This is a genomic window from Megasphaera sp. NM10 (genome assembly GCF_000417505.1).
GTDB classification, from domain to species: domain Bacteria; phylum Bacillota; class Negativicutes; order Veillonellales; family Megasphaeraceae; genus Megasphaera; species Megasphaera intestinihominis.
This window is the reverse complement of the sequence record NZ_APHY01000047.1, coordinates 12676-30982: the sequence shown is the minus strand read 5'-3', so window position 1 is coordinate 30982 and position 18307 is coordinate 12676. Positions and strand designations below refer to the sequence as shown.

General features: G+C 53.4%; 14 protein-coding genes, 1 other RNA gene, 3 pseudogenes and 1 other annotated feature. Of the genes and pseudogenes, 7 read left to right on the top strand and 11 right to left on the bottom strand.

The features are described 5' to 3' along the window. The 5 genes and pseudogenes from NM10_RS08575 to NM10_RS14655 form a co-directional block, all read left to right on the top strand. Positions 1 to 506, top strand: a pseudogene (locus NM10_RS08575) (PTS mannitol transporter subunit IICB); the annotation flags it as partial. Between the two features lie 14 nt (positions 507 to 520). After that, a complete protein-coding gene (locus NM10_RS08570; protein ID WP_020311186.1) occupies positions 521 to 955 on the top strand; it encodes a PTS sugar transporter subunit IIA in 435 nt (144 codons plus the stop codon). Positions 956 to 1010: 55 nt separating this feature from the next. Continuing rightward, positions 1011 to 2276: a zinc-binding dehydrogenase gene (locus NM10_RS08565; RefSeq protein WP_020311185.1), complete on the top strand. Its 1266-nt coding sequence runs from the start codon at positions 1011 to 1013 to the stop codon at positions 2274 to 2276. A gap of 88 nt (positions 2277 to 2364) precedes the next feature. After that, positions 2365 to 3381, top strand: a complete 1017-nt coding sequence (locus tag NM10_RS08560) for an AAA family ATPase (RefSeq protein WP_020311184.1) — start codon at positions 2365 to 2367, stop codon at positions 3379 to 3381. After that, positions 3365 to 3754: a DUF234 domain-containing protein gene (locus NM10_RS14655; protein WP_239639678.1), complete on the top strand. Its 390-nt coding sequence runs from the start codon at positions 3365 to 3367 to the stop codon at positions 3752 to 3754. Before NM10_RS08560 ends, NM10_RS14655 begins: the two co-directional genes overlap by 17 nt. Here the strand turns inward: NM10_RS14655 and NM10_RS08555 are convergent. The 7 genes and pseudogenes from NM10_RS08555 to NM10_RS08520 all read right to left on the bottom strand — a co-directional run bounded on the left by NM10_RS08555 (position 3751) and on the right by NM10_RS08520 (position 11637). After that, positions 3751 to 4710, bottom strand: coding sequence for a 5-bromo-4-chloroindolyl phosphate hydrolysis family protein (locus NM10_RS08555; protein WP_020311182.1), 960 nt, complete (start codon positions 4708 to 4710; stop codon positions 3751 to 3753). The two genes, NM10_RS14655 and NM10_RS08555, sit on opposite strands and share 4 nt — an antisense overlap. 231 nt (positions 4711 to 4941) lie before the next feature. Then, a complete protein-coding gene (tpiA, locus tag NM10_RS08550; protein ID WP_020311181.1) occupies positions 4942 to 5703 on the bottom strand; it encodes a triose-phosphate isomerase in 762 nt (253 codons plus the stop codon). Positions 5704 to 5734: 31 nt separating this feature from the next. After that, a pseudogene (locus tag NM10_RS08545) lies at positions 5735 to 6915 on the bottom strand (phosphoglycerate kinase). Between the two features lie 18 nt (positions 6916 to 6933). Further along, positions 6934 to 7956, bottom strand: a complete 1023-nt coding sequence (locus NM10_RS08535; protein WP_020311178.1) for a sugar-binding transcriptional regulator — start codon at positions 7954 to 7956, stop codon at positions 6934 to 6936. Positions 7957 to 7999: 43 nt separating this feature from the next. After that, entirely contained in the window at positions 8000 to 9523 is a 1524-nt protein-coding gene (gene gpmI, locus NM10_RS08530) for a 2,3-bisphosphoglycerate-independent phosphoglycerate mutase (RefSeq protein ID WP_020311177.1), read from the bottom strand. 273 nt (positions 9524 to 9796) lie between these two features. Beyond that, positions 9797 to 10825, bottom strand: a complete 1029-nt coding sequence (gene gap / locus NM10_RS08525; protein WP_020311176.1) for a type I glyceraldehyde-3-phosphate dehydrogenase — start codon at positions 10823 to 10825, stop codon at positions 9797 to 9799. A 135-nt stretch (positions 10826 to 10960) separates the two neighbouring features. Continuing rightward, positions 10961 to 11637: pseudogene (locus NM10_RS08520) on the bottom strand (YdcF family protein). Positions 11638 to 12062: 425 nt separating this feature from the next. Here NM10_RS08520 and ssrA point away from each other — a divergent pair. Together ssrA and NM10_RS08515 are read left to right on the top strand one after the other, a co-directional pair. Beyond that, positions 12063 to 12413: a transfer-messenger RNA gene (gene ssrA / locus NM10_RS13320) on the top strand. A 323-nt stretch (positions 12414 to 12736) separates the two neighbouring features. Then, positions 12737 to 12977 (top strand) — a binding site (T-box leader). Between the two features lie 67 nt (positions 12978 to 13044). Beyond that, entirely contained in the window at positions 13045 to 14370 is a 1326-nt protein-coding gene (locus NM10_RS08515; protein WP_020311173.1) for an MFS transporter, read from the top strand. 256 nt (positions 14371 to 14626) lie between these two features. On the opposite strand, the gene NM10_RS13035 is transcribed toward NM10_RS08515, so the two are convergent. From NM10_RS13035 to NM10_RS08495, 4 genes are read right to left on the bottom strand one after another with little or no spacing between them, the layout of a single operon-like run. Next, the gene (locus tag NM10_RS13035) at positions 14627 to 15178 is read right to left on the bottom strand and encodes a GDSL-type esterase/lipase family protein (RefSeq protein WP_020311172.1); all 552 of its coding nucleotides are present in this window, start codon (positions 15176 to 15178) and stop codon (positions 14627 to 14629) included. Continuing rightward, positions 15175 to 16650, bottom strand: a complete 1476-nt coding sequence (locus tag NM10_RS08505) for a tryptophan transporter (RefSeq protein WP_020311171.1) — start codon at positions 16648 to 16650, stop codon at positions 15175 to 15177. Before NM10_RS08505 ends, NM10_RS13035 begins: the two co-directional genes overlap by 4 nt. Before the next feature lie 12 nt (positions 16651 to 16662). Then, a complete protein-coding gene (locus NM10_RS08500) occupies positions 16663 to 17346 on the bottom strand; it encodes an energy-coupling factor transporter transmembrane component T family protein (RefSeq protein ID WP_036201004.1) in 684 nt (227 codons plus the stop codon). Next, complete coding sequence (locus NM10_RS08495; protein WP_020311169.1) at positions 17346 to 18161, bottom strand: energy-coupling factor ABC transporter ATP-binding protein; 816 nt, start codon at positions 18159 to 18161, stop codon at positions 17346 to 17348. Before NM10_RS08495 ends, NM10_RS08500 begins: the two co-directional genes overlap by 1 nt. Between the last annotated feature and the right edge of the window lie 146 nt (positions 18162 to 18307).

Sequence of the window (18307 nt, the reverse complement as noted above, 5' to 3'; positions counted from 1 at the left end):
GGCCATGGCGMMGAGGTTCGACCCTCTCAGTCATCCTGAGCATCATCATTGCTGCTGCCGTTTCCTTCATCATCGCCTCGCCGATCATCAAGATGTCCGCTGCCAAATCCAGCGAATCCCTGGAAGAAGCCCAGCAGAAGATGCAGGACATGAAGGCTGAATCGAAAGGCACGGCTCCGGCAGCCGCCGCTCCGGCCCAGGCCGATTTGAAGTGCATCACCAACGTCGTCTTCGCCTGCGATGCCGGTATGGGTTCCAGTGCCATGGGAGCCGCCGTCTTGCAGAAGAAATTCAAGAAAGCCGGCCTGACCGACATCACCGTCAGTCACGCTTCCGTTTCAGAAATCCCAGCAGACGCCCAGCTCGTCGTCTGTCACCAGGATTTGGCTGAACGAGCGAAAGCCAGTGCTCCCCAAGCCCGCTTGATTACAATTACAAACTTTATGGCAGCCCCTGAATACGGCATGCTCGTCGATGAATTAGTCGCTGCCCGTCAAAGTAAATAAAGGAGATATATACCATGAACACGATTTTGCAGAAGAAAAATATCATCCTCAATTGCCAGCCTAAAGCCAAAGAAGACGTCATCAAAGAAATCGGCAAGATTTTCTACGATGATGGCTATACGACAGAAAAATACACCCAGGCCATGCTGGACAAAGAAAAAGTCTTCAATACGGCCATCGGCAACGCCGTCGCCATCCCTCACGGTATCGAAGAAGGCAAATGCGAAGTCAAGAAATCGGGCTTAGTCATCATGACCTTCCCCCAGGGAACCGATTGGGGCGGTGAAACAGTCAAACTGGTCATCGGTATCGCCGGTGTCGGTGACGAACACATCGATATCCTCAGTAATATCGCCGTCACCTGTTCCGATGAAGATGAAGTCGACGAAATCCTGAAAAGCTCTGTCGATCAGATTTACGATACCTTCGCCAACATCGAAGCGGAATAGTCACCTAATCTATTAATACATATATTATGGAACAATCACTTAGGAGGATTCTATCATGAAAACAAAAGCAGTCAGAATGTATGGTACCCGCGATTTACGTCTGGAAGAATTTGAACTCCCGGAAATCAAAGACGACGAAATTTTAGCCAAAATCATTACCGACAGCATCTGCATGTCGACGTACAAACTCGTCGAACAGGGCAAGAAACATAAACGGGCTCCCCAGAACATGGATACGCACCCCATCATCACAGGTCACGAATTCGCCGGCGTCATCGTCAAGGTCGGCAAGAAATGGCAGGACCAGTTCAAGCCGGGCATGCGCTTCGCCCAGCAGCCGGCCCTGAACTATAAAGGCAGCCTGGCTTCTCCGGGTTATTCTTACGAATTCTTCGGCGGCGACTGCACGTACTGCATCTTCCCGCATGAAGTCATGGAACTGGGCGCCCTCATGCCCTATGACGGCGAAAGTTTCTTCGAAGCCTCCCTGGGTGAACCTATGAGCTGCATCATCGGCGGCTACCACGCCAACTACCACACGAACAAACATAATTACAACCACGCCATGGGCACCAAAGAAGGCGGCAACATCATCATCCTCGGCGGCTGCGGCCCCATGGGCCTGGGCGCCATCAGCTACGGCATCAATTTTGAAAACAAACCGAAGCGCATCGTCGTCACCGACATCAACGACGCCCGCATCGCCCGAGCCAAAGAAGTCGTCTCGCCGGCATACGCAACCCAGCACGGCGTCGAACTCATCTACGTCAACACATCCAACATGGATACAGCTTACGACGACTTAATGAAAATCACCGATGGCCACGGCTACGACGACGTCTTCGTCTACACACCGATCCGTGCCGTTGCCGAATTAGGCAATAAACTCCTGGCCTTCGACGGCTGCATGAACTTCTTCTCCGGCCCGACGGACAAAAACTTCAGCGCTGACATCAACCTCTACGACTGCCACTACACCAGCACCCACATCATGGGTACGACAGGCGGTAACAACGACGACCTCATCGAAGCCAATACGCTGGCTGCCAAAGGCATCATCGACCCGGCCGTCATGATTACCCACGTCGGCGGCATCGACAGCATCGCTGAAACGACCCTCAACCTGCCGAAAATCCCAGGTGGCAAAAAACTGGCTTATACCCAGTTCGATATGCCCATGACCGCCATCGAAGATTTTGCCAAACTCGGCGAAAAAGATCCATTCTTCCTGGAACTGGACAAATGCTGCAAAGCCCACAAAGGACTGTGGAACGCAGAAGCCGAAAAAATGATTCTCAAACACTTCAACGTAGAAATCTAATATCGCGAATTGCAAACAAAGTGAAACACGAGTATAATACTCATAAGTATTATACTCGTGTTTCACTTTATGTACGGAGGTTTTGCTCATGATTGGCAGAAAACAGGAATTAGCACTTTTAGAAAAATTATATAATTCTCCTTCTTTTCAATTTTTAATCATGTATGGCCGCCGCCGTGTGGGAAAGACGACGATTTTGCAAAAATTTGCTCAATCTCACGATTGTATCTTTTTCCCAGCTCAGGAAAAGAACGACGTCCTAAATTTGGAAGATTTTTCTCAAACTGTTCAGGAACATTATACCGGTGATTATTTAGCACCTTTCCCGAATTGGGAAAAAGCCTTGGCTTTTATCGAAAAACAAAGCCGCAACGATAAACGAACAGTCCTCATCATTGACGAATTTCCCTTTTTAGCCTCCCAAAATCCTTCGATAAAAAGTATTTTCCAGCATGCTATCGACCACAGCTGGCAAAATAAAAACATCTTTCTCATCCTCTGCGGCTCCAGTGTCAGCTTTATGATTAACGAAGTCATGGGATACAAAAGCCCTTTATATGGGCGGATTACTGCACATCTAGAAGTAAAGCCTTTTGATTATCTGGAAAGTGCTGAGTTTTTCCCGAATTATTCACAAGAAGAAAAATTGTTGGCCTATGGAATCCTCGGCGGAATCCCCCGCTATTTGAAAGCTTTCAATCCGGCGCAAGACATTACCACAAATATTGCCGAACATATTCTGTCTGAAAATGCCTATCTTCACGACGAACCGCAACTCCTCTTGCGCATGGAACTGCGTGAACCAGGTATCTACAATAGTATCCTCGAAGCCATAGCCAATGGAGCCAATAAGATTTCAACTATCGCTGACCGCATCCACGAAGACCGGAGCAAATGCACGAAATATCTGCAAGTTTTACAGAATATCCGGCTGGTAAAGAAAATCATCCCCTGTGGCCAGCCTAAGACGAGCAAAAAGGGAATTTACGTGATTGCAGACCATTACTACCGTTTTTGGTACCGCTACACGTTCTCACAAAAAAAATTACTACTTTCTCTTAGGCGAAGAAAAAGCCGCCCAAGAAATCATGGACGGCATATCTGACTATATGGGACCTGTCTTTGAAGAAATCTGCACCGAATACCTCTGGCGCCAGGCCAAGGCTCACGCCCTCCCCTTCATTCCCGCTGTCATCGGCAAATGGTGGGGCACTAATCCCCTATTGAAACAACAAGACGATATCGATATCCTCGCACTGGACAAAACAGAAACAGAGGGAATCTTCTGCGAATGTAAATACCGGAACCGCCCGATGCCCATGGAAGAGTATGATGATTTAGTCCAAGCTACAGCTGCCTTTCCCAAAGTAACGAAAAAACACCTGATTTTCTTCAGTAAAGGCGGATACACCCAGCCCGTCATAGAACGCGCCCAAAGAGAAGGTACGCAATTACTGAGCATAAGCGATTTATTCTAAGAGCTGTATTTATGCAAATAATCGGCGTAGTAAAATTCATCGGTCGTCATGTTGAAGTAGCGGATGCCTTCGCGCAGGCCCAAGAATCCTGGAATGAAAGTCCAGCAGAAGAGGGCGCAGATGGCCCCGCGGACAGGGCGCTTCAAATAGAAGTAATGGATGCCGAAGGAGCCCAGGAAGAAGGCCAGGACGGCTGTAATCAGGCGCTCTTCGTTGATTTTATGGCGCAGTTCCGGTGTAATCGACGAGAAGGTCCCGTCCGTATAGGCATCGAAGCGGTCGGCGGCTTTCTGCTTCCACTGAGCCAGGGAGCCTTTCAGGGACGACGGCTTCTTTCTCCGCGCGGCAGCCTCCGGGTCGTACAGGCCTTGGGCAGACAGGTTCTGGGCCATGACCGTCGTTTCTCCGTCGATGGTCACTAATTCCGCTTCCATGACCTGCGTGAACTGTTCTTCATAGGCCTGGTCGAGTTGGCTGAGCAGGTTCTTGAGCTTGTTCTGCGTGTTGACCACTTTGTCCGTCTTAACGCCTGTTACGGCCAGTTTCTTATATTTATGGACCATGTAGACGGCCCGGTCCTGATAGTAGTCGATGAAGTGTTCTGCCAGTCCGATTCGTTCGGGATACTGCTGTAAATAGTAGAGAAAGTTACGGGCAATGTGCTGCATATTGGCAACGGTCCGGCGCAGGTCCGGGTCGGTCAGCCCCAATCGTTCCGCTTCCATGCGGTTGAAGTCGCTGACAGCCTTTTCAAAGGCCGCCTGGTCACGGCTGGCTCCCTTCCCTTTGCTGCCGGGCCACTTCAAAGAAAGCTTGTGCGGCTGCCGTTCCAGGCGATACAGGATATACAGCGACAGGATAACGCCGATGACACCGACAGGATGGTTATAAAAGAACCAGGCACCGCCGCCGATGAGCAGGCAGAAAAAAGAAAGGACATATAAAATATATTTCATCGAATTTCTCCTCCATCTCATGCCCTTATTGTAACAAATGTGGGGAGATATAGCAAAAGGACCTGCCGCAAAAGCGACAGGTCCTTTTCTGTAGGGGCGACCACGTGGGGCGCCCGCTCCGGGATATGTACGATTTCCCGGCCAATCTGCTAGAAAAATCATCCAAATCCATAACGGGTCGCCCACGTGGCGACCCCTACGAGCCACTAGCCACTAGCCACTAGCCACTAACTATTTTACAACAGCATTGTTGATGATAGCCAGGAAGTCGTCGGCTTTGAGGCTGGCACCGCCTACGAGGCCGCCGTCGATGTCGGCAGAGCCTGTGAGTTCAGCGACGTTGCCGCCTTTGACGCTGCCGCCGTAGAGGATGGAAACGTCTTCTGCCGTAGCTGCGTCATAGAGGGCAGCCAGTTTCTTGCGAATGATAGCGCAGACTTCTTCTGCCTGGGCAGCGCTGGCCGTCTTGCCCGTGCCGATAGCCCAGATTGGTTCATAAGCGATGATGACATTCTTGACGTCTGCTGCCGTCAGGCCTTCCAAGGCTTTTTCGATCTGGCTTTCGATCCAGGACTGCATGATGCCCTGTTCGCGCTGTTCCAGCGTTTCGCCGCAGCAAACAATCGGCGTCAGATTATGAGCCAGTGCGGCTTTGGTCTTCTTGTTGACCGTTTCGTCCGTTTCATTGAAGTACGTCCGGCGTTCGGAATGGCCCAGGATGACATGGGTGACACCGATGTCGACGAGCATAGCCGGCGAAACTTCGCCAGTGAAAGCGCCTTTTTCTTCCCAGTGCATGTTCTGGGCTGCGACGTGGATCGGCGTACCTTTGGTCATTTCGACAGCCATGGGCAGGTACGGGAAGACCGGAGCGATGATGACTTCCGGTTTTACGTCCTGCGGGACTTTGGCGACGAGGCCCTGGATAGTTTCTTTGGCGTCGGCACCGAGATGGTTCATTTTCCAGTTGCCGGCAATGATGGTTTTACGCATAATGAGTTTCCTCCTTTAAAGGTGAATGATTTTATTTATCGCTCAGGGATACGACACCCGGGAGCTGTTTGCCTTCGAGGTATTCCAGGGAAGCGCCGCCGCCCGTGGAGATGTGGCTGATCTTGTCGGCCAGGCCGGTCTTGTTGACAGCCGAGACGGAGTCACCGCCGCCGACGATAGAAACAGCATCGGAATCAGCAACAGCTTTGGCGACTGCTTCCGTACCTTTAGCATAGTTTTCCATTTCAAATACGCCCATAGGACCATTCCAAACGATGAGTTTCATCGGAGCCAGTTCTTTGGCGAAGAGTTCCTGTGTCTTCGTGCCGACGTCGAGGATCATCCAATCAGCCGGGACCGCATCGACGGGAACGACTTTGTGATCAGCATCGTTCTTGAATTCAGCGGCGACCATGACATCGACCGGCAGGAGCAGTTTCGTACCCTGTTCCTTAGCCTGGTTGATGAGCTGTTTAGCCAGGTCGATTTTGTCGGCTTCGACGAGAGATTTGCCGATGCCATAACCCTGGGCAGCCAGGAAGGTGTTGGCCATGCCGCCGCCGATAATCATGAGGTCGACTTTCGGCAGAAGGTTGGAAATGACTTCGATCTTGTCGGAAACTTTAGCGCCGCCGATGATAGCTGCGAAGGGGTGAGCCGGATTATCGACAGCACCGCCGATGAAGCGGATTTCTTTTTCCAGGAGGAAGCCGGCAGCCATGGGCAGGAACTTCGTAATGCCAGCGACGGAAGCATGAGCGCGGTGGCAGCAGCCGAAAGCGTCGTTGATGCCGACTTCAGCCAGGGAAGCGAGCTGGCGGGCGAAATCTTCGCCGTTCTTTTCTTCTTCTTTATGGAAACGGAGGTTTTCCAGAAGCAGGACTTCACCCGGTTTGAGGGCATCAGCCATGGCTTTCGTTTCTGCGCCGACGCAGTCCGGAGCGAATTTGACGTCGATGCCGAGGAGTTCCGACAGGCGTTTAGCGACCGGTTTCAGGGAATACTTTTCGACGACCTGTCCTTCGGGCGGCCGAGATGGCTGGCCAGGATGACAGCAGCCTTGTGGTCGAGCAAGTATTTGATGGTCGGCAGCGTCTTCTGGATACGCGTGTCATCTGTGATGTGGCAGTTTTCATCAAGGGGGACGTTGAAGTCAGCGCGGACAAAGACGCGTTTGTTTTCGACATTTACATCGGTGATCGTTTTTTTCATGAAAGGTTCCTCCTCCAATTAAAGCAGTTGTATGATTTTTTCAGCCGCACCTTCATCAGTGACCAGCGTGCCCGTATGGCAGGCCCGCATGACGCCGACGATGGCTTCTGCCTTGCTGGCGCCACCGGCTACGGCGATGATGTGCGGATGATATTTGATTTCCCGTAATGAAATCCCTACATTATTCGTACCATATAAGATTTTGCCGTCCAGGCCGCAATAGCAGCCCAGCGATTCGCCACAGGCGCCGAGGCTGTGCAGGGCATCGCGCTGGAGCGCCGTCATGCCCCGCTTGCGGGCCATGCGGTCGGCCCGGCCGATGCCGAAGATGACGACCTGGGCCCGGGCGGTCATGGCGACATTTTCCTGGGTCTGACGGTCAGCTTTGAGCATCATCTGCAGCGCCGAGTCGCTCAGGCCTTCGGGGATGTGGATCATGCGGTACGAGCTGTGAGTCTTGGACGCAATGTTGGCGGCAATATAGTTGGCCTGGACTTCGACGTGGTTCCCCATGCTGCCGCGGGCCGGCAGGATGGTCACATTGGCCAGACATTCCGGCAGCATACGGGCCACTTCGGCCATGGTCGAACCGCCGCTGATGGCGACAGTATCGACGCTGCCAAAGAGGTCGTTGAGCAAGAGGGCGCCACGGCGGCCCAGTTCTTCCTTCGCTGTCTTATCGCTGTCACTGTCACCGGGAACGATGTAGACATTCTTCAGGTCCAGCTTCTGGCGAATCTGGCGCTGCATGTCATCCAAATTGTTCAGGCGCAGGAAACATTCCAACAGATCCGGCATGAGCCGTTTGCCTTCCGGCTCCATAGCAATGCCCAGCGTCGTAAAGCGGACGATACCGCTGCGCCGCAGGACGTCGACGTGCGACCGGACGACGCGTTCCGACAGGCCCGAAAGGCCGGCCAGGGTCCGGCGGCCGACGGGTCCGGCGTCGGCGATATGCCGCAGCAGCAGGTAACGTTCTTTGATTGTCCCCATGACATCGGGAGCTATTTTTTGAAAGATACTCAATGTATCTTGTTCCATCTTACTCTCTCCCTTCACGATGCGATAGAACAACAGAGTATAATCACTGATCCAGCAGGCATTTGCCGGTCATATCGGCAGGAATGGCCATACCGGCCAGGGTCAGCATAGTCGGGGCGACGTCGGCCAGGATGCCGTCGTGCAGGTGTTCCCCTTTATGTTCTTCACTGACCAGGATGCACGGTACATGATTGGTCGTATGAGCCGTGTAAGGGCATCCCGTATCGGGATCGGCCATCTGTTCCGCATTGCCATGGTCGGCGATGATCAGGAGCTGGCCCTGGACGGGCTTCAAGGCTTCGACAATCTTGCCGACGCAGGTATCGACCGTTTCAACGGCCTTGACAGCGGCTTCAAAGACGCCCGTATGGCCGACCATATCGGCATTGGCGAAATTGAGCATGATCATGTCATATTTATCGGCCTTGATCTGTTCGATGACTTTTTCCGTCACGATAGGCGCGTTCATTTCCGGCTGCAAATCGTAAGTCGCAACTTTCGGCGACGGCACGAGGATGCGGTCTTCACCGGGATTGGGTTCTTCTTCACCGCCATTGAAGAAATACGTGACGTGAGCGTATTTTTCCGTTTCGGCAATGCGCAGCTGGGTCTTGCCGGCCTTGGCCAGGACTTCGCCCAGTGTGTCGGGGATCCGTTCTTTATCATGGACGACATGTACCGGAAGGTCGTCTTCGTAACGGGTCATGGTCACAAAGTACGTGTCCAGTTTCTTCGGACGCGGGAAGCCGTCGAAATCGGGGACGACGAAAGCGGTCGTCAGCTGACGGGCCCGGTCGGGGCGGAAGTTGAAGAAGACGACACTGTCCCCATCCTGGACGGGATGTTTATGGATGACTGTCGGGATGACGAATTCGTCGGAAACGTCAGCTGCGTAGGAATGTTCCAGGCAGGTCTGGGCATCCGGTTCCTGCGGTCCTTCGCCGAGGGCGACGGCATCATAGGCTTTTTCGACGCGTTCCCAGCGCTTGTCGCGGTCCATGGCATAGTAACGGCCGCTGATGGTGGCGATTTCACCGACGCCGAGTTCTGCGCACTTGTCTTCCAGTTCCTTGAGGTATTCGCCGGCACTGCGGGGCAGTACGTCGCGGCCGTCGAGGAAGGCGTGGATGTAGACTTTTTTCAAGCCATAGCGCTTCGCCATTTCCAAAAGACCATAGAGATGCTGTTCACTGCTGTGGACGCCGCCAGGCGATACCAGGCCCAGCAGGTGGAGGGCCGAGTCTTTTTCCTTGACGTTTTCCATGGCACCGACGAGAGCCGGCTTCTTGAAGAAAGCTCCGTCTTTGATATCCTTGGTGATCTTGGTCAGCGCCTGGTACACAATACGTCCCGCACCGATATTAAGATGGCCCACTTCAGAGTTGCCAATCTGGCCGTCAGGCAGACCGACGTCTTCGCCCGATGCGCCGAGATACGAATGAGGATATTCTTTCCAAAGTTTCGGCAGGACCTTGAGGTCTGCCTGGGCTACGGCGTTATCTTTAGCGATGCTGCTGCAGCCAAAACCATCCATGATGACCAGCATTACAGGTTTCTTTTTCGTCATTACAGTATTTGACTCCTTTGTGATGTGAGAAAGTAAAAAGAGGCTGTCCCATTAAGACAGCCTCTTTTCGAGTTTGAAGTTTGCAGTTTGTAGTTTGCAGTGATTGGCTAAAAATTCAAGCCCTTTCTACAAACTACAAACTTTACACTAAAAACCTTGAAAGAAAAAGGAGCCGTGCATGAGAACGAGAACCTTCATGCGACGGCCCCTTTAGGGTTCAATCTGATTTGTAACGGGAGGCTGTTTACCCGTCGGGAAATGCGTCGCTACAAATTAGTGTTTGCTGTTGTAGTCGTTCATGACAGCAATGAGGTTGAGGACTTTGTTGGAGTAGCCGATTTCATTGTCGTACCAGGAAACGACTTTTACGAAGGTGTCCGTCAAAGCGATACCAGCTTTAGCGTCAAAGATGGACGTGAGCGGGCAGCCGAGGAAGTCAGAGGAAACAACAGCTTCGTCAGTGTAGCCGAGGATGCCTTTGAGTTCGCCTTCGGAAGCTTTTTTCATAGCTGCGCAGATTTCGTCGTACGTAGCCGGTTTAGCGAGGTTGACCGTGAGGTCGACGACGGAAACGTCGAGGGTCGGTACACGCATGGACATACCGGTCAATTTGCCGTTCAATTCCGGAATGACTTTGCCGACAGCTTTAGCAGCACCCGTCGTGGACGGAATGATGTTGCCAGCAGCTGCACGGCCGCCGCGCCAGTCTTTCATGGACGGGCCGTCAACGGTTTTCTGCGTAGCCGTCGTGGAGTGAACCGTCGTCATGAGGCCTTCTTTGATGCCGAAAGCATCGTTGAGGACTTTAGCGATCGGAGCGAGGCAGTTCGTCGTGCAAGATGCGTTGGAAACGATTTTCTGGCCTTTGTATGTATCGGTGTTAACGCCGCAAACGAACATGTCTGCCTGGCGGCCGTCAGCACCCTGTTTGGAAGGAGCGGAGAGTACAACGTATTTTGCACCGGCTGCGAGGTGTTTTTCAGCGAGGTCCATGGTGAGGAAACGGCCTGTCGATTCAACGACGTATTCAGCACCGACTTCGTCCCATTTGAGGTTTGCCGGATCTTTTTCAGCCGTTACGCGGATTTTTTTGCCGTTAACGATGAGCTGGCTGTTTTCGACGTCAGCTTCGATCGTGCCATCGAACTGGCCGTGCATGGTATCATATTTGAGCATGTATGCCATGTAGTCAACCGGGCAGAGGTCGTTGATGCCTACGATTTCGATGTCATCACGAGTCTGTGCAGCGCGGAAAACAAAACGACCAATACGACCGAAACCATTAATACCAACTTTAATCATTGTCGATACACTCCTTTTGAAAACGAAAATAACTCTTTTACATAATTCTAAGAACTTGAGGGCCTTACTACTTACACTGTAAGTATGCCACATCGGGTACGATTTTGCAATACCATGGGCGCTTTATGTCCCAATTTATTGCATCCGCAAAGAAGCGGCGCCTATGCCGACATATTCCTTGATGGCCAGACAGGAGTTGAATAAGTAAAAAGACTGGGGCACGATGGAATAGCCCGACCAGTTCGTCGCTGCACTCGTGTGGTAATCACAGGGATAGGGCGTCACGTCCAGGCCTTGGCGCGTAAAGAAGCGGACCGACCGGGGCATATGGAAGGCGCTGGTGACCAGGATGGGCTTCTTCCAGCCTGGTGCTCGCAGATTTGCCTGGAAAAAGCGGCATTTTCTGCCGTATTGCGGCTCTTGTCATCCATGAAAATCTTATTTTCCGGCACGCCCAGGGATAAGAGCATCCGCTTTTCGATTTCCGATTCATTGGCGTCGCCCTTGAGGATGGTCCCGCCTGATAAGAGGATGGGCAGATCCTTCGCCTTTTGCAGGCGCAGGGCCATGAGGAAGCGGTTGGCCGCCGCACTGCCGACCTGACCGGTTCCATCGAAATCAGGAACGCCGGCACGAGAACCACCGCCGAGGAGGATGATGACGTCGCCGTCTACATCTGCCCCCTGGGGCTGGTCATAGGCCGTTTCCAAAGGATGGATGAGGCCATTCGACACGGGTTCGATAGAGAGCAGATAAAAGACAGCCGTAATAGCAGCCAAAGCCCAGCGGCCGGGACTGTGCTTGCGGAACATGTAACACAACAGGAGAATCAAAGCCAGGACGATGCCACCCATAGGCAGGATCCAGGCATAAAGCCATTTAATGATATATAATAACAAAACAAAGACATCCTTTCGTATAGTTAAGCCTCTCCTGCTAGGAGAGATGGCCCAAAAGACCGGAGAGGCTGCTTGTAAACCATAAATCGCCGCGACGGCAAACTGCGACCTGCGACCGGCGGTCTGCGAACTGCAATCTGCGAACTGCGGTCTGCGGGCCGCCCGCTACAGCTGTCCTTTCTGGCATCCCCCCCCCTGCACCTCCCGCTGGTCGGTACCTGGTGGGCCAGAAAAGCTTTGGGCGGCCCCTACGCATATTATATCATAAACTTCATTGGCAAAAGGTAAAATATGTGCTATACTTATTTTGAATCCTTGTAAAGGGATATTCTGTCCATGGGGATGTAAAGGTTTCGACGTGGATGGTTGTATCATGAATAGCGAGCCGGGGTTTCATCTGCCCGTAAATCGGTGAACCTTTTAAATTAAACGCAAAAGAAAACAATTTTGCTTTAGCTGCCTAATCGCGGCTAACGTCTCCTGCTGCTAATCCTGCGGGCAGCTCGTAGACGTCACTTAGCGGGATACCACATGGCTCTGCCTGGCAGTCGTGTCGGGAAACTCACAGGCTGGAATCGTCTAGTTTGTCCTTGTACGAAAACGGTTTAAGATCCTAACAAGGTCTGCGCTCGGAGAAGTTCATGGGGCGGCATTTACGGACAGGAGTTCGACTCTCCTCATCTCCACCATGATAAAAAGGGATTGTCGCACATGCGACAATCCCTTTTAAGTTGTTAGTGGCTAGTGGCTAGGGGCTAGTGGTTAGGGGCCCCTGATAGGCCCTTTTTGGCCCGTCAGGGACTGACCGGAAAGAAGGACAGGACGGTTGCCAAAACGGAGAGCCTTGCTGGAGCTGTCAGCGCAGCTGACTGAGAGGTTAAACTCTCCGGCCTTTCGGGCCACCTCTCCTATGAGGAGAGGCTTGTAGATAAAAAATTTGGAATAAACCATTGACAAATTGATGCACAAGGTCTATGATAAGGGCCGTAAGTTAAACATCGATTTTATATTTTGACATTCGATGACGAGAAAGAGTACATTTTTACGGAAGCGCACAGCGAGCCGGGTATGGTGAAAGCCGGCGGTGGAAGGAAAATGGAAAATCATCTCTGAGAATTGCAGTTGAAGTGAGTAAACTGCACCGTCTGATCCACGTTACAGGAAACGCGTATGATAGTACGTTGAAAAGTGCCTTGCTTTTTTTTGGCGAGGAATATTGGGTGGTACCGCGGATATGAACTTCCGTCCCTTGTGGACGGGAGTTTTTTTTATTTCATGTTTATCTTATGACTATATGACCCACAATAGGAGGAATTCATCATGGAAAACATCAATTTCGACAGTCTGAAACGACGGAGAGATCTTCGCATCATTTTACCGGTCTTTCTCGTCTCGATTATAGCCTGCATCGACCGCGTCAATATTTCCTACGCCAAACTGACCATGACCCAGACCCTGTCCTGGTTATCGCCGGAAGTATATGGTTTCGGCGCCGGCATCTTCTTCGCCGGCTATCTGCTCCTGGAAATCCCCGGTTCCCTGTTCGCCGCGAAGTTCTCGGCATCGAAATGGATTTCCCGCATCATGTTTACATGGGGTATCGTCAGCCTGTGCATGGCCTTCGTCACGACGGAATGGCAGTTCTACCTGTGCCGCTTCCTGTTAGGCGCATCGGAAGCCAGTCTCTACCCGGTCATCTATTCCCTCTTGTTCCCCCGCTGGTTCACGGCAGCTGAACGGGCCCGGGCCACGTCGCTCATGTTGACATCGCTTCTCCTTTCGACGATCATCGGCGCACCGATTGCCGGCGTCCTCCTGGAACATTCCTTCTTCGGCCTCTTGGGCTGGCAGGAACTGTTTATCCTGGAATCCATCCCGGCTCTTTGCTTCGCTTTCTATTTCTTCTTCGCCGTCAAAGACCGTCCCGACCAGGCCAGCTGGCTGACGGATGCTGAAAAAGAATACTTGACCACCATGTACCAGGAAGAACAGGCCAAGATGCAGAGCGTCAAGAAATACACAGTTTTCCAGGCCTTTACGGATACGAAAGTCTTGAAACTCTGCCTCATCTACTTCCTCTGGGTCGTCGGTTTCTGGGGCTTCTACTTCTGGATGCCCACGGTCCTCAAGAACCTCTCCGGCTGGTCTACGTCGCTCATCGGCGGGGCTATCGCTATCCCCATGATGGCAGCCCTCGTCGTCCAGCTGGTCATCGGCCATACGGCTACGGTTACGGGCGATAAAGTATGGCACGTCTTCGGTGCCCTGGCCGTCGGCGCTGTCGGCCTCGGCTTGTCGCCTTTCGCTCATAACATGGGCGTCGCCTTGTTCCTCATCTGCCTGTCGGCAATCGGCATCCACGCTTCCATGGGCGTATGGTGGACCATCCCGACGACGTTCCTTTCCGGCCCGGCCGCTGCCGGCTCCATCGCCCTCATCAACTCCTGCGGCAACCTGGGCGGCATGTTCGGTCCGAACATGATGGCCTGGGTCCAGGCTCAGACAGGCAGCTTCGACATGGGTTACTACCTCATGGCCGCCTTCATGTTCTGCGCCGGCCTCCTGGTCCTGACTTTGAAATATAAAGTCAACGGCGCCGCCAAAAAAGACGTCCTCAGTGGCTCGTGGCTCGGACCCACATTGTAGGGGCGCCACGTGGGGCGCCCGTTATGAATAACTGGCGCCTACGCCACCGAGCTGTAAGGGTCCAAAAAAAAGCACCCCCTAGGATGGCTTAGGGGATGCTCACATAAACCGTGCGGGCGCGCCACGTGCACGCCCCTACAGTTCGTAAAAAGGCACTGTCGCATAAAGACAGTGCCTTTTTACGTGAATCAGGCGGTCCGCCCTTTGGGCGGCCCCTACAAGCCACGAACCACTAGCCACTAACACCCCATCGCTTTCAGCACAGCTCCGGCCAGGACGGCGTAGCTTCGACATTGGGATGGACGCCGTCGGCATAGAGATTGCGGCCTGTCCGCCGTTCGGCTTTGAGCAGGGCTTCGTAGAAGTCGATGACGATGCATTCCGTTTCTTTTCCGTAGGAAAGGAGCCATTGCCGATACTGGCGGAGCCCGTCGTTGTGTTTTTCTACGTCACTGGCATTTTGCCAGCCGTACATGGCGCTTTCCATCTTGGTCAGCGGCGGGATGCCCAGGTATACGGGCTTCCCCTGCTCCTTGAAAGTCGTGACGATAGTCCGCATATTCTGGCAGATTTTCTCCAACTCCCCGCCGAGGAGGATGTCGTTGGAACCGCCCATGATGAAGAAGGCGTCATACCGGCTGAGGTCGAACTGATGGAGGCGATAGACCATGCCCGTCGTCGTATCGCCGCATTGGCCTTCATTGTCGATATGGATATGGCTTTGGGCCGAGACCAGGGCCGTCCAGCTCTGGTCGGGCCGGACGTCGAAGCCGTAGGTCAGGCTGTCGCCCAGGCACAGGAGTTTCACGGCTGGACGGCTTTCTGGACGGCCTTTACGGCAGCGTCCGTCGACAGCCACGGGGCATCGAACTGGCAGCCGGCTTTTTCCAGGTCCATCTGGCAGGCGAAGATTTTCGGGATGGCACTGGTATAAATATCATGGTCATACATATAGCGCAGCGTCGTTTCGACGTCGGCATCGCTGAGGATGTGGCCGTGGTCGATGAGGACCAGCCGGTTGGCATAGGGCAGGGCCGCTTCCAGCGTATGTTCGATGACGACGATGGTATGACCGTATTTGACATTCAAGTCGTGGATCAATTCATAGAATTCATGGGTCCCTTCCGGGTCCAGGGCCGACGTCGGTTCATCGAAGACGAGGATATCCGGATTGGTCGCCAGTACGTCGGCAATGACCAGGCGCTGTCGCTGGCCGCCGGACAGCTTCGTGACCTGGCGGTTGCGGTACGGCGTCATATTGACCTTTTCCAGGGCTTCCGAAATAGCCTGGCCGATCTTATCCGGTGCGACGCCCTGATTTTCCAGGCTGAAGGCGATTTCTTCTTCGACCGTCATGGCGACGAGCTGGCTGTCATAATCATCGAGCATGGCGCCGACACGGGTTGCCAGCTGGGAAATCGTCGTCTGCGTCGTCGCCTGGCCGTCGACGTAGACCATGCCTTTCATGACGCCGCCGAAATAATGCGGGATAGCGCCGGTCATGGCCATGCACAGCGAGCTCTTGCCGCTGCCGCTTTCACCGGTAATGACCAGGAAGTCGCCTTTATTCACGGTCATGGTGACATCGTCCAGGACGGGCGTCTTCTGCTTGTTATAGATGTACGACAAATGTTCCATGGAAATGAGGCCTTCCTGGGACGGCTTCAAATCATACATGCTGTGGTCCGACGTGACTTCCCGTTCTTCCAGGGAATCGAGGATGCCCCGGGATACGAAAAGGCGCAGGGCCGGGAAATACATGAGCGGTGTAACGATGGCATTCAAGGCGCCGATGACGACGACCAAGGGCAGCATGGCCGTAAAATAGACGACATTCGGCAGATTCATGACGAACTTCAGGATCGTGACGAAAGCGCCGCCACTCATGCAGGTCGCTGCAAAGCCGGTCAGGACGGGCAGGCACGAATGACCTTTGAATTTGATGAATGCCAGGTTCTTGACGATGAACGTACAGGTCAGGGCGCCGAGCGGTTCACTGATGAGGTTGCCATAAGGGAAGCCCGACTTCGACGTCAGGACGTTGACCAGGGCAGCGACCAGGCCGATGCCCAAGGCCTGCTTGTAACTCGGCTTGGTCAGGCAGATGGCGACACAATACGTGGCGATGGTCCAGTTCGGCGTGACGCCGCCGACGCTCGGTGAGACCAGGTGCAGGATCGTGCCGATGGCCAGCATGAGCGTCGTAATGGTGATCCAGCGGAACTGGCCGCCCTGACGATGATGAAATTCTAATTTAGCAATATCTGCAACAGTTTTCATCTTTCTTCCCTCCTAAACCAAGTCTTGCAGGCGCAAGTAAACGACAAAACAGCTCAGGGCCAGCATGATGACAATGCCCACATAGTCGCGGCCTTTCGGGCGGACATTGCTCATGAAGCTGTGTTCGTTGCTGCCGAAACCGCGTAATTCCAGACTGAGGGCCATCGTTTCCGACCGGCCCAGGGACTTGAGCATCAGCGGCTGGACGACACTCATATAATTGATGACTTTCTTAAAGACATTGCCCTTCGTCGACAGACCCCGGCAGGCCTGGGCTTCCTGGACGGCCTTGCTTTCGGCGATGAAATCGGGTACGAAGCGCAGGGCCGCCGTGAACATGAAGGCATATTCATAAGGTATCTTGATCTGCTTGACCAGGGCGGCCGTCAAATCCTGCAGGCGCGTCGTCGTCAGCAAGATGATGAAGACGATGGTCATGGCCAGCATGCGCAGGCCCGTGACATAAGCCGATTCCAGGGACCCGCCGCCCAGGAGCTGGACGACAGCCAGGAAGACGGCGAAGACGGCCAGGCTGAAGACGGCCTTGAGGTTGCGCGACAGGCTGCCGCATAATCCCAAGAGGATGAGTTCGATGACGACTAAGATGACCAGGGGCAGCGTCGTATGCATGACCAGGGCCCAAAAGGAAAAGGCGAAGGTGCCGATCAATTTCGTAACAGGGACCAAATTCTTCATCATTTTTTCATACCTCCAATCCGTTCCAGCATGGCTGTCGTAAATTCTTTCATCGATTTACAATAAGGAAAATCAGGAACCGCCATGGATAAAGTGACGGCATCGGGCCGGCTCAGACCCAGGTCATATAAATCATCGCGCTGGGTGAACAGTTCCTGCGGCGTCCCGTCGAAGGCCTTGGTATGATTGCCGATGACCAGGACGCGCTGACAGTATTCGGCGAAAATATCCATGTCATGACTGATGATGAGGATGGTCATGCCCTTTTTATTGAGGTCCGTCAGCAAGGCCATGAGCTGGTCCTTGTCTTCACTGTCCTGGCCGCTCGTCGGTTCATCGAGAACGATATATTTCGTATGCATGGCGATGGCCGAAGCAATGGCGACGCGCTGTTTTTCGCCGCGGTTCAAGTTGGGCGGATAGGCTTCAGCCAGTTCCGTCAGTTCCGTTGCAGCCAGGGCTTCGTCGACGGCCTGGCGGATCTCGTCGCGGCTCATGCCCAGCTGCTGCGGCCCGTAGGCTACTTCTTCACGGACCGTCGGCCGGAACATCTGCCGTTCCGGCCGCTGGAAGACGTAGCCCATGAAATGGCTGCGCACAGAAGCATCGTCATCGTTGATGACCTTGCCGTCATACAGGATTTCCCCGGATACGGGCTTTTCCAGCCCCATGAGCAGGCGCGTCACCGTCGTCTTGCCGCAGCCGTTGCGGCCGCCGAGACCGATGAATTCGCCCTCACCGATCTGTACATTTACATGTTCCAATACGGGCACGCCATTGCCGTAGTTGAAACTGACATCTTTCATTTCCAGCATCTTTCTCTCCCCTTCTATTTGAAGACACAAAAAAAACCTTCCGTCCCTATACAGGGACGAAAGGTTTGATTTCTTCCGCGGTGCCACCCAGATTGACTCAGTGAGTCCAGCTCTACATGTACGGCATAAGCGATACACGTTTCTTT

Excerpts from the sequence above, each read along its gene's own strand:
- NM10_RS08505 (WP_020311171.1), bottom strand. The coding sequence starts at position 16,650 with ATGAAAACTGTTGCAGATATTGCTAAATTAGAATTTCATCATCGTCAG.
- gpmI (WP_020311177.1), bottom strand. The coding sequence starts at position 9,523 with ATGACGAAAAAGAAACCTGTAATGCTGGTCATCATGGATGGTTTTGGC.
- NM10_RS08570 (WP_020311186.1), top strand. The coding sequence starts at position 521 with ATGAACACGATTTTGCAGAAGAAAAATATCATCCTCAATTGCCAGCCT.
- NM10_RS08495 (WP_020311169.1), bottom strand. The coding sequence starts at position 18,161 with ATGCTGGAAATGAAAGATGTCAGTTTCAACTACGGCAATGGCGTGCCC.
- tpiA (WP_020311181.1), bottom strand. The coding sequence starts at position 5,703 with ATGCGTAAAACCATCATTGCCGGCAACTGGAAAATGAACCATCTCGGT.
- NM10_RS08500 (WP_036201004.1), bottom strand. The coding sequence starts at position 17,346 with ATGAAGAATTTGGTCCCTGTTACGAAATTGATCGGCACCTTCGCCTTT.
- NM10_RS08515 (WP_020311173.1), top strand. The coding sequence starts at position 13,045 with ATGGAAAACATCAATTTCGACAGTCTGAAACGACGGAGAGATCTTCGC.
- gap (WP_020311176.1), bottom strand. The coding sequence starts at position 10,825 with ATGATTAAAGTTGGTATTAATGGTTTCGGTCGTATTGGTCGTTTTGTT.
- NM10_RS08535 (WP_020311178.1), bottom strand. The coding sequence starts at position 7,956 with ATGGAACAAGATACATTGAGTATCTTTCAAAAAATAGCTCCCGATGTC.
- NM10_RS08565 (WP_020311185.1), top strand. The coding sequence starts at position 1,011 with ATGAAAACAAAAGCAGTCAGAATGTATGGTACCCGCGATTTACGTCTG.
- NM10_RS08555 (WP_020311182.1), bottom strand. The coding sequence starts at position 4,710 with ATGAAATATATTTTATATGTCCTTTCTTTTTTCTGCCTGCTCATCGGC.
- NM10_RS14655 (WP_239639678.1), top strand. The coding sequence starts at position 3,365 with ATGGACGGCATATCTGACTATATGGGACCTGTCTTTGAAGAAATCTGC.
- NM10_RS08560 (WP_020311184.1), top strand. The coding sequence starts at position 2,365 with ATGATTGGCAGAAAACAGGAATTAGCACTTTTAGAAAAATTATATAAT.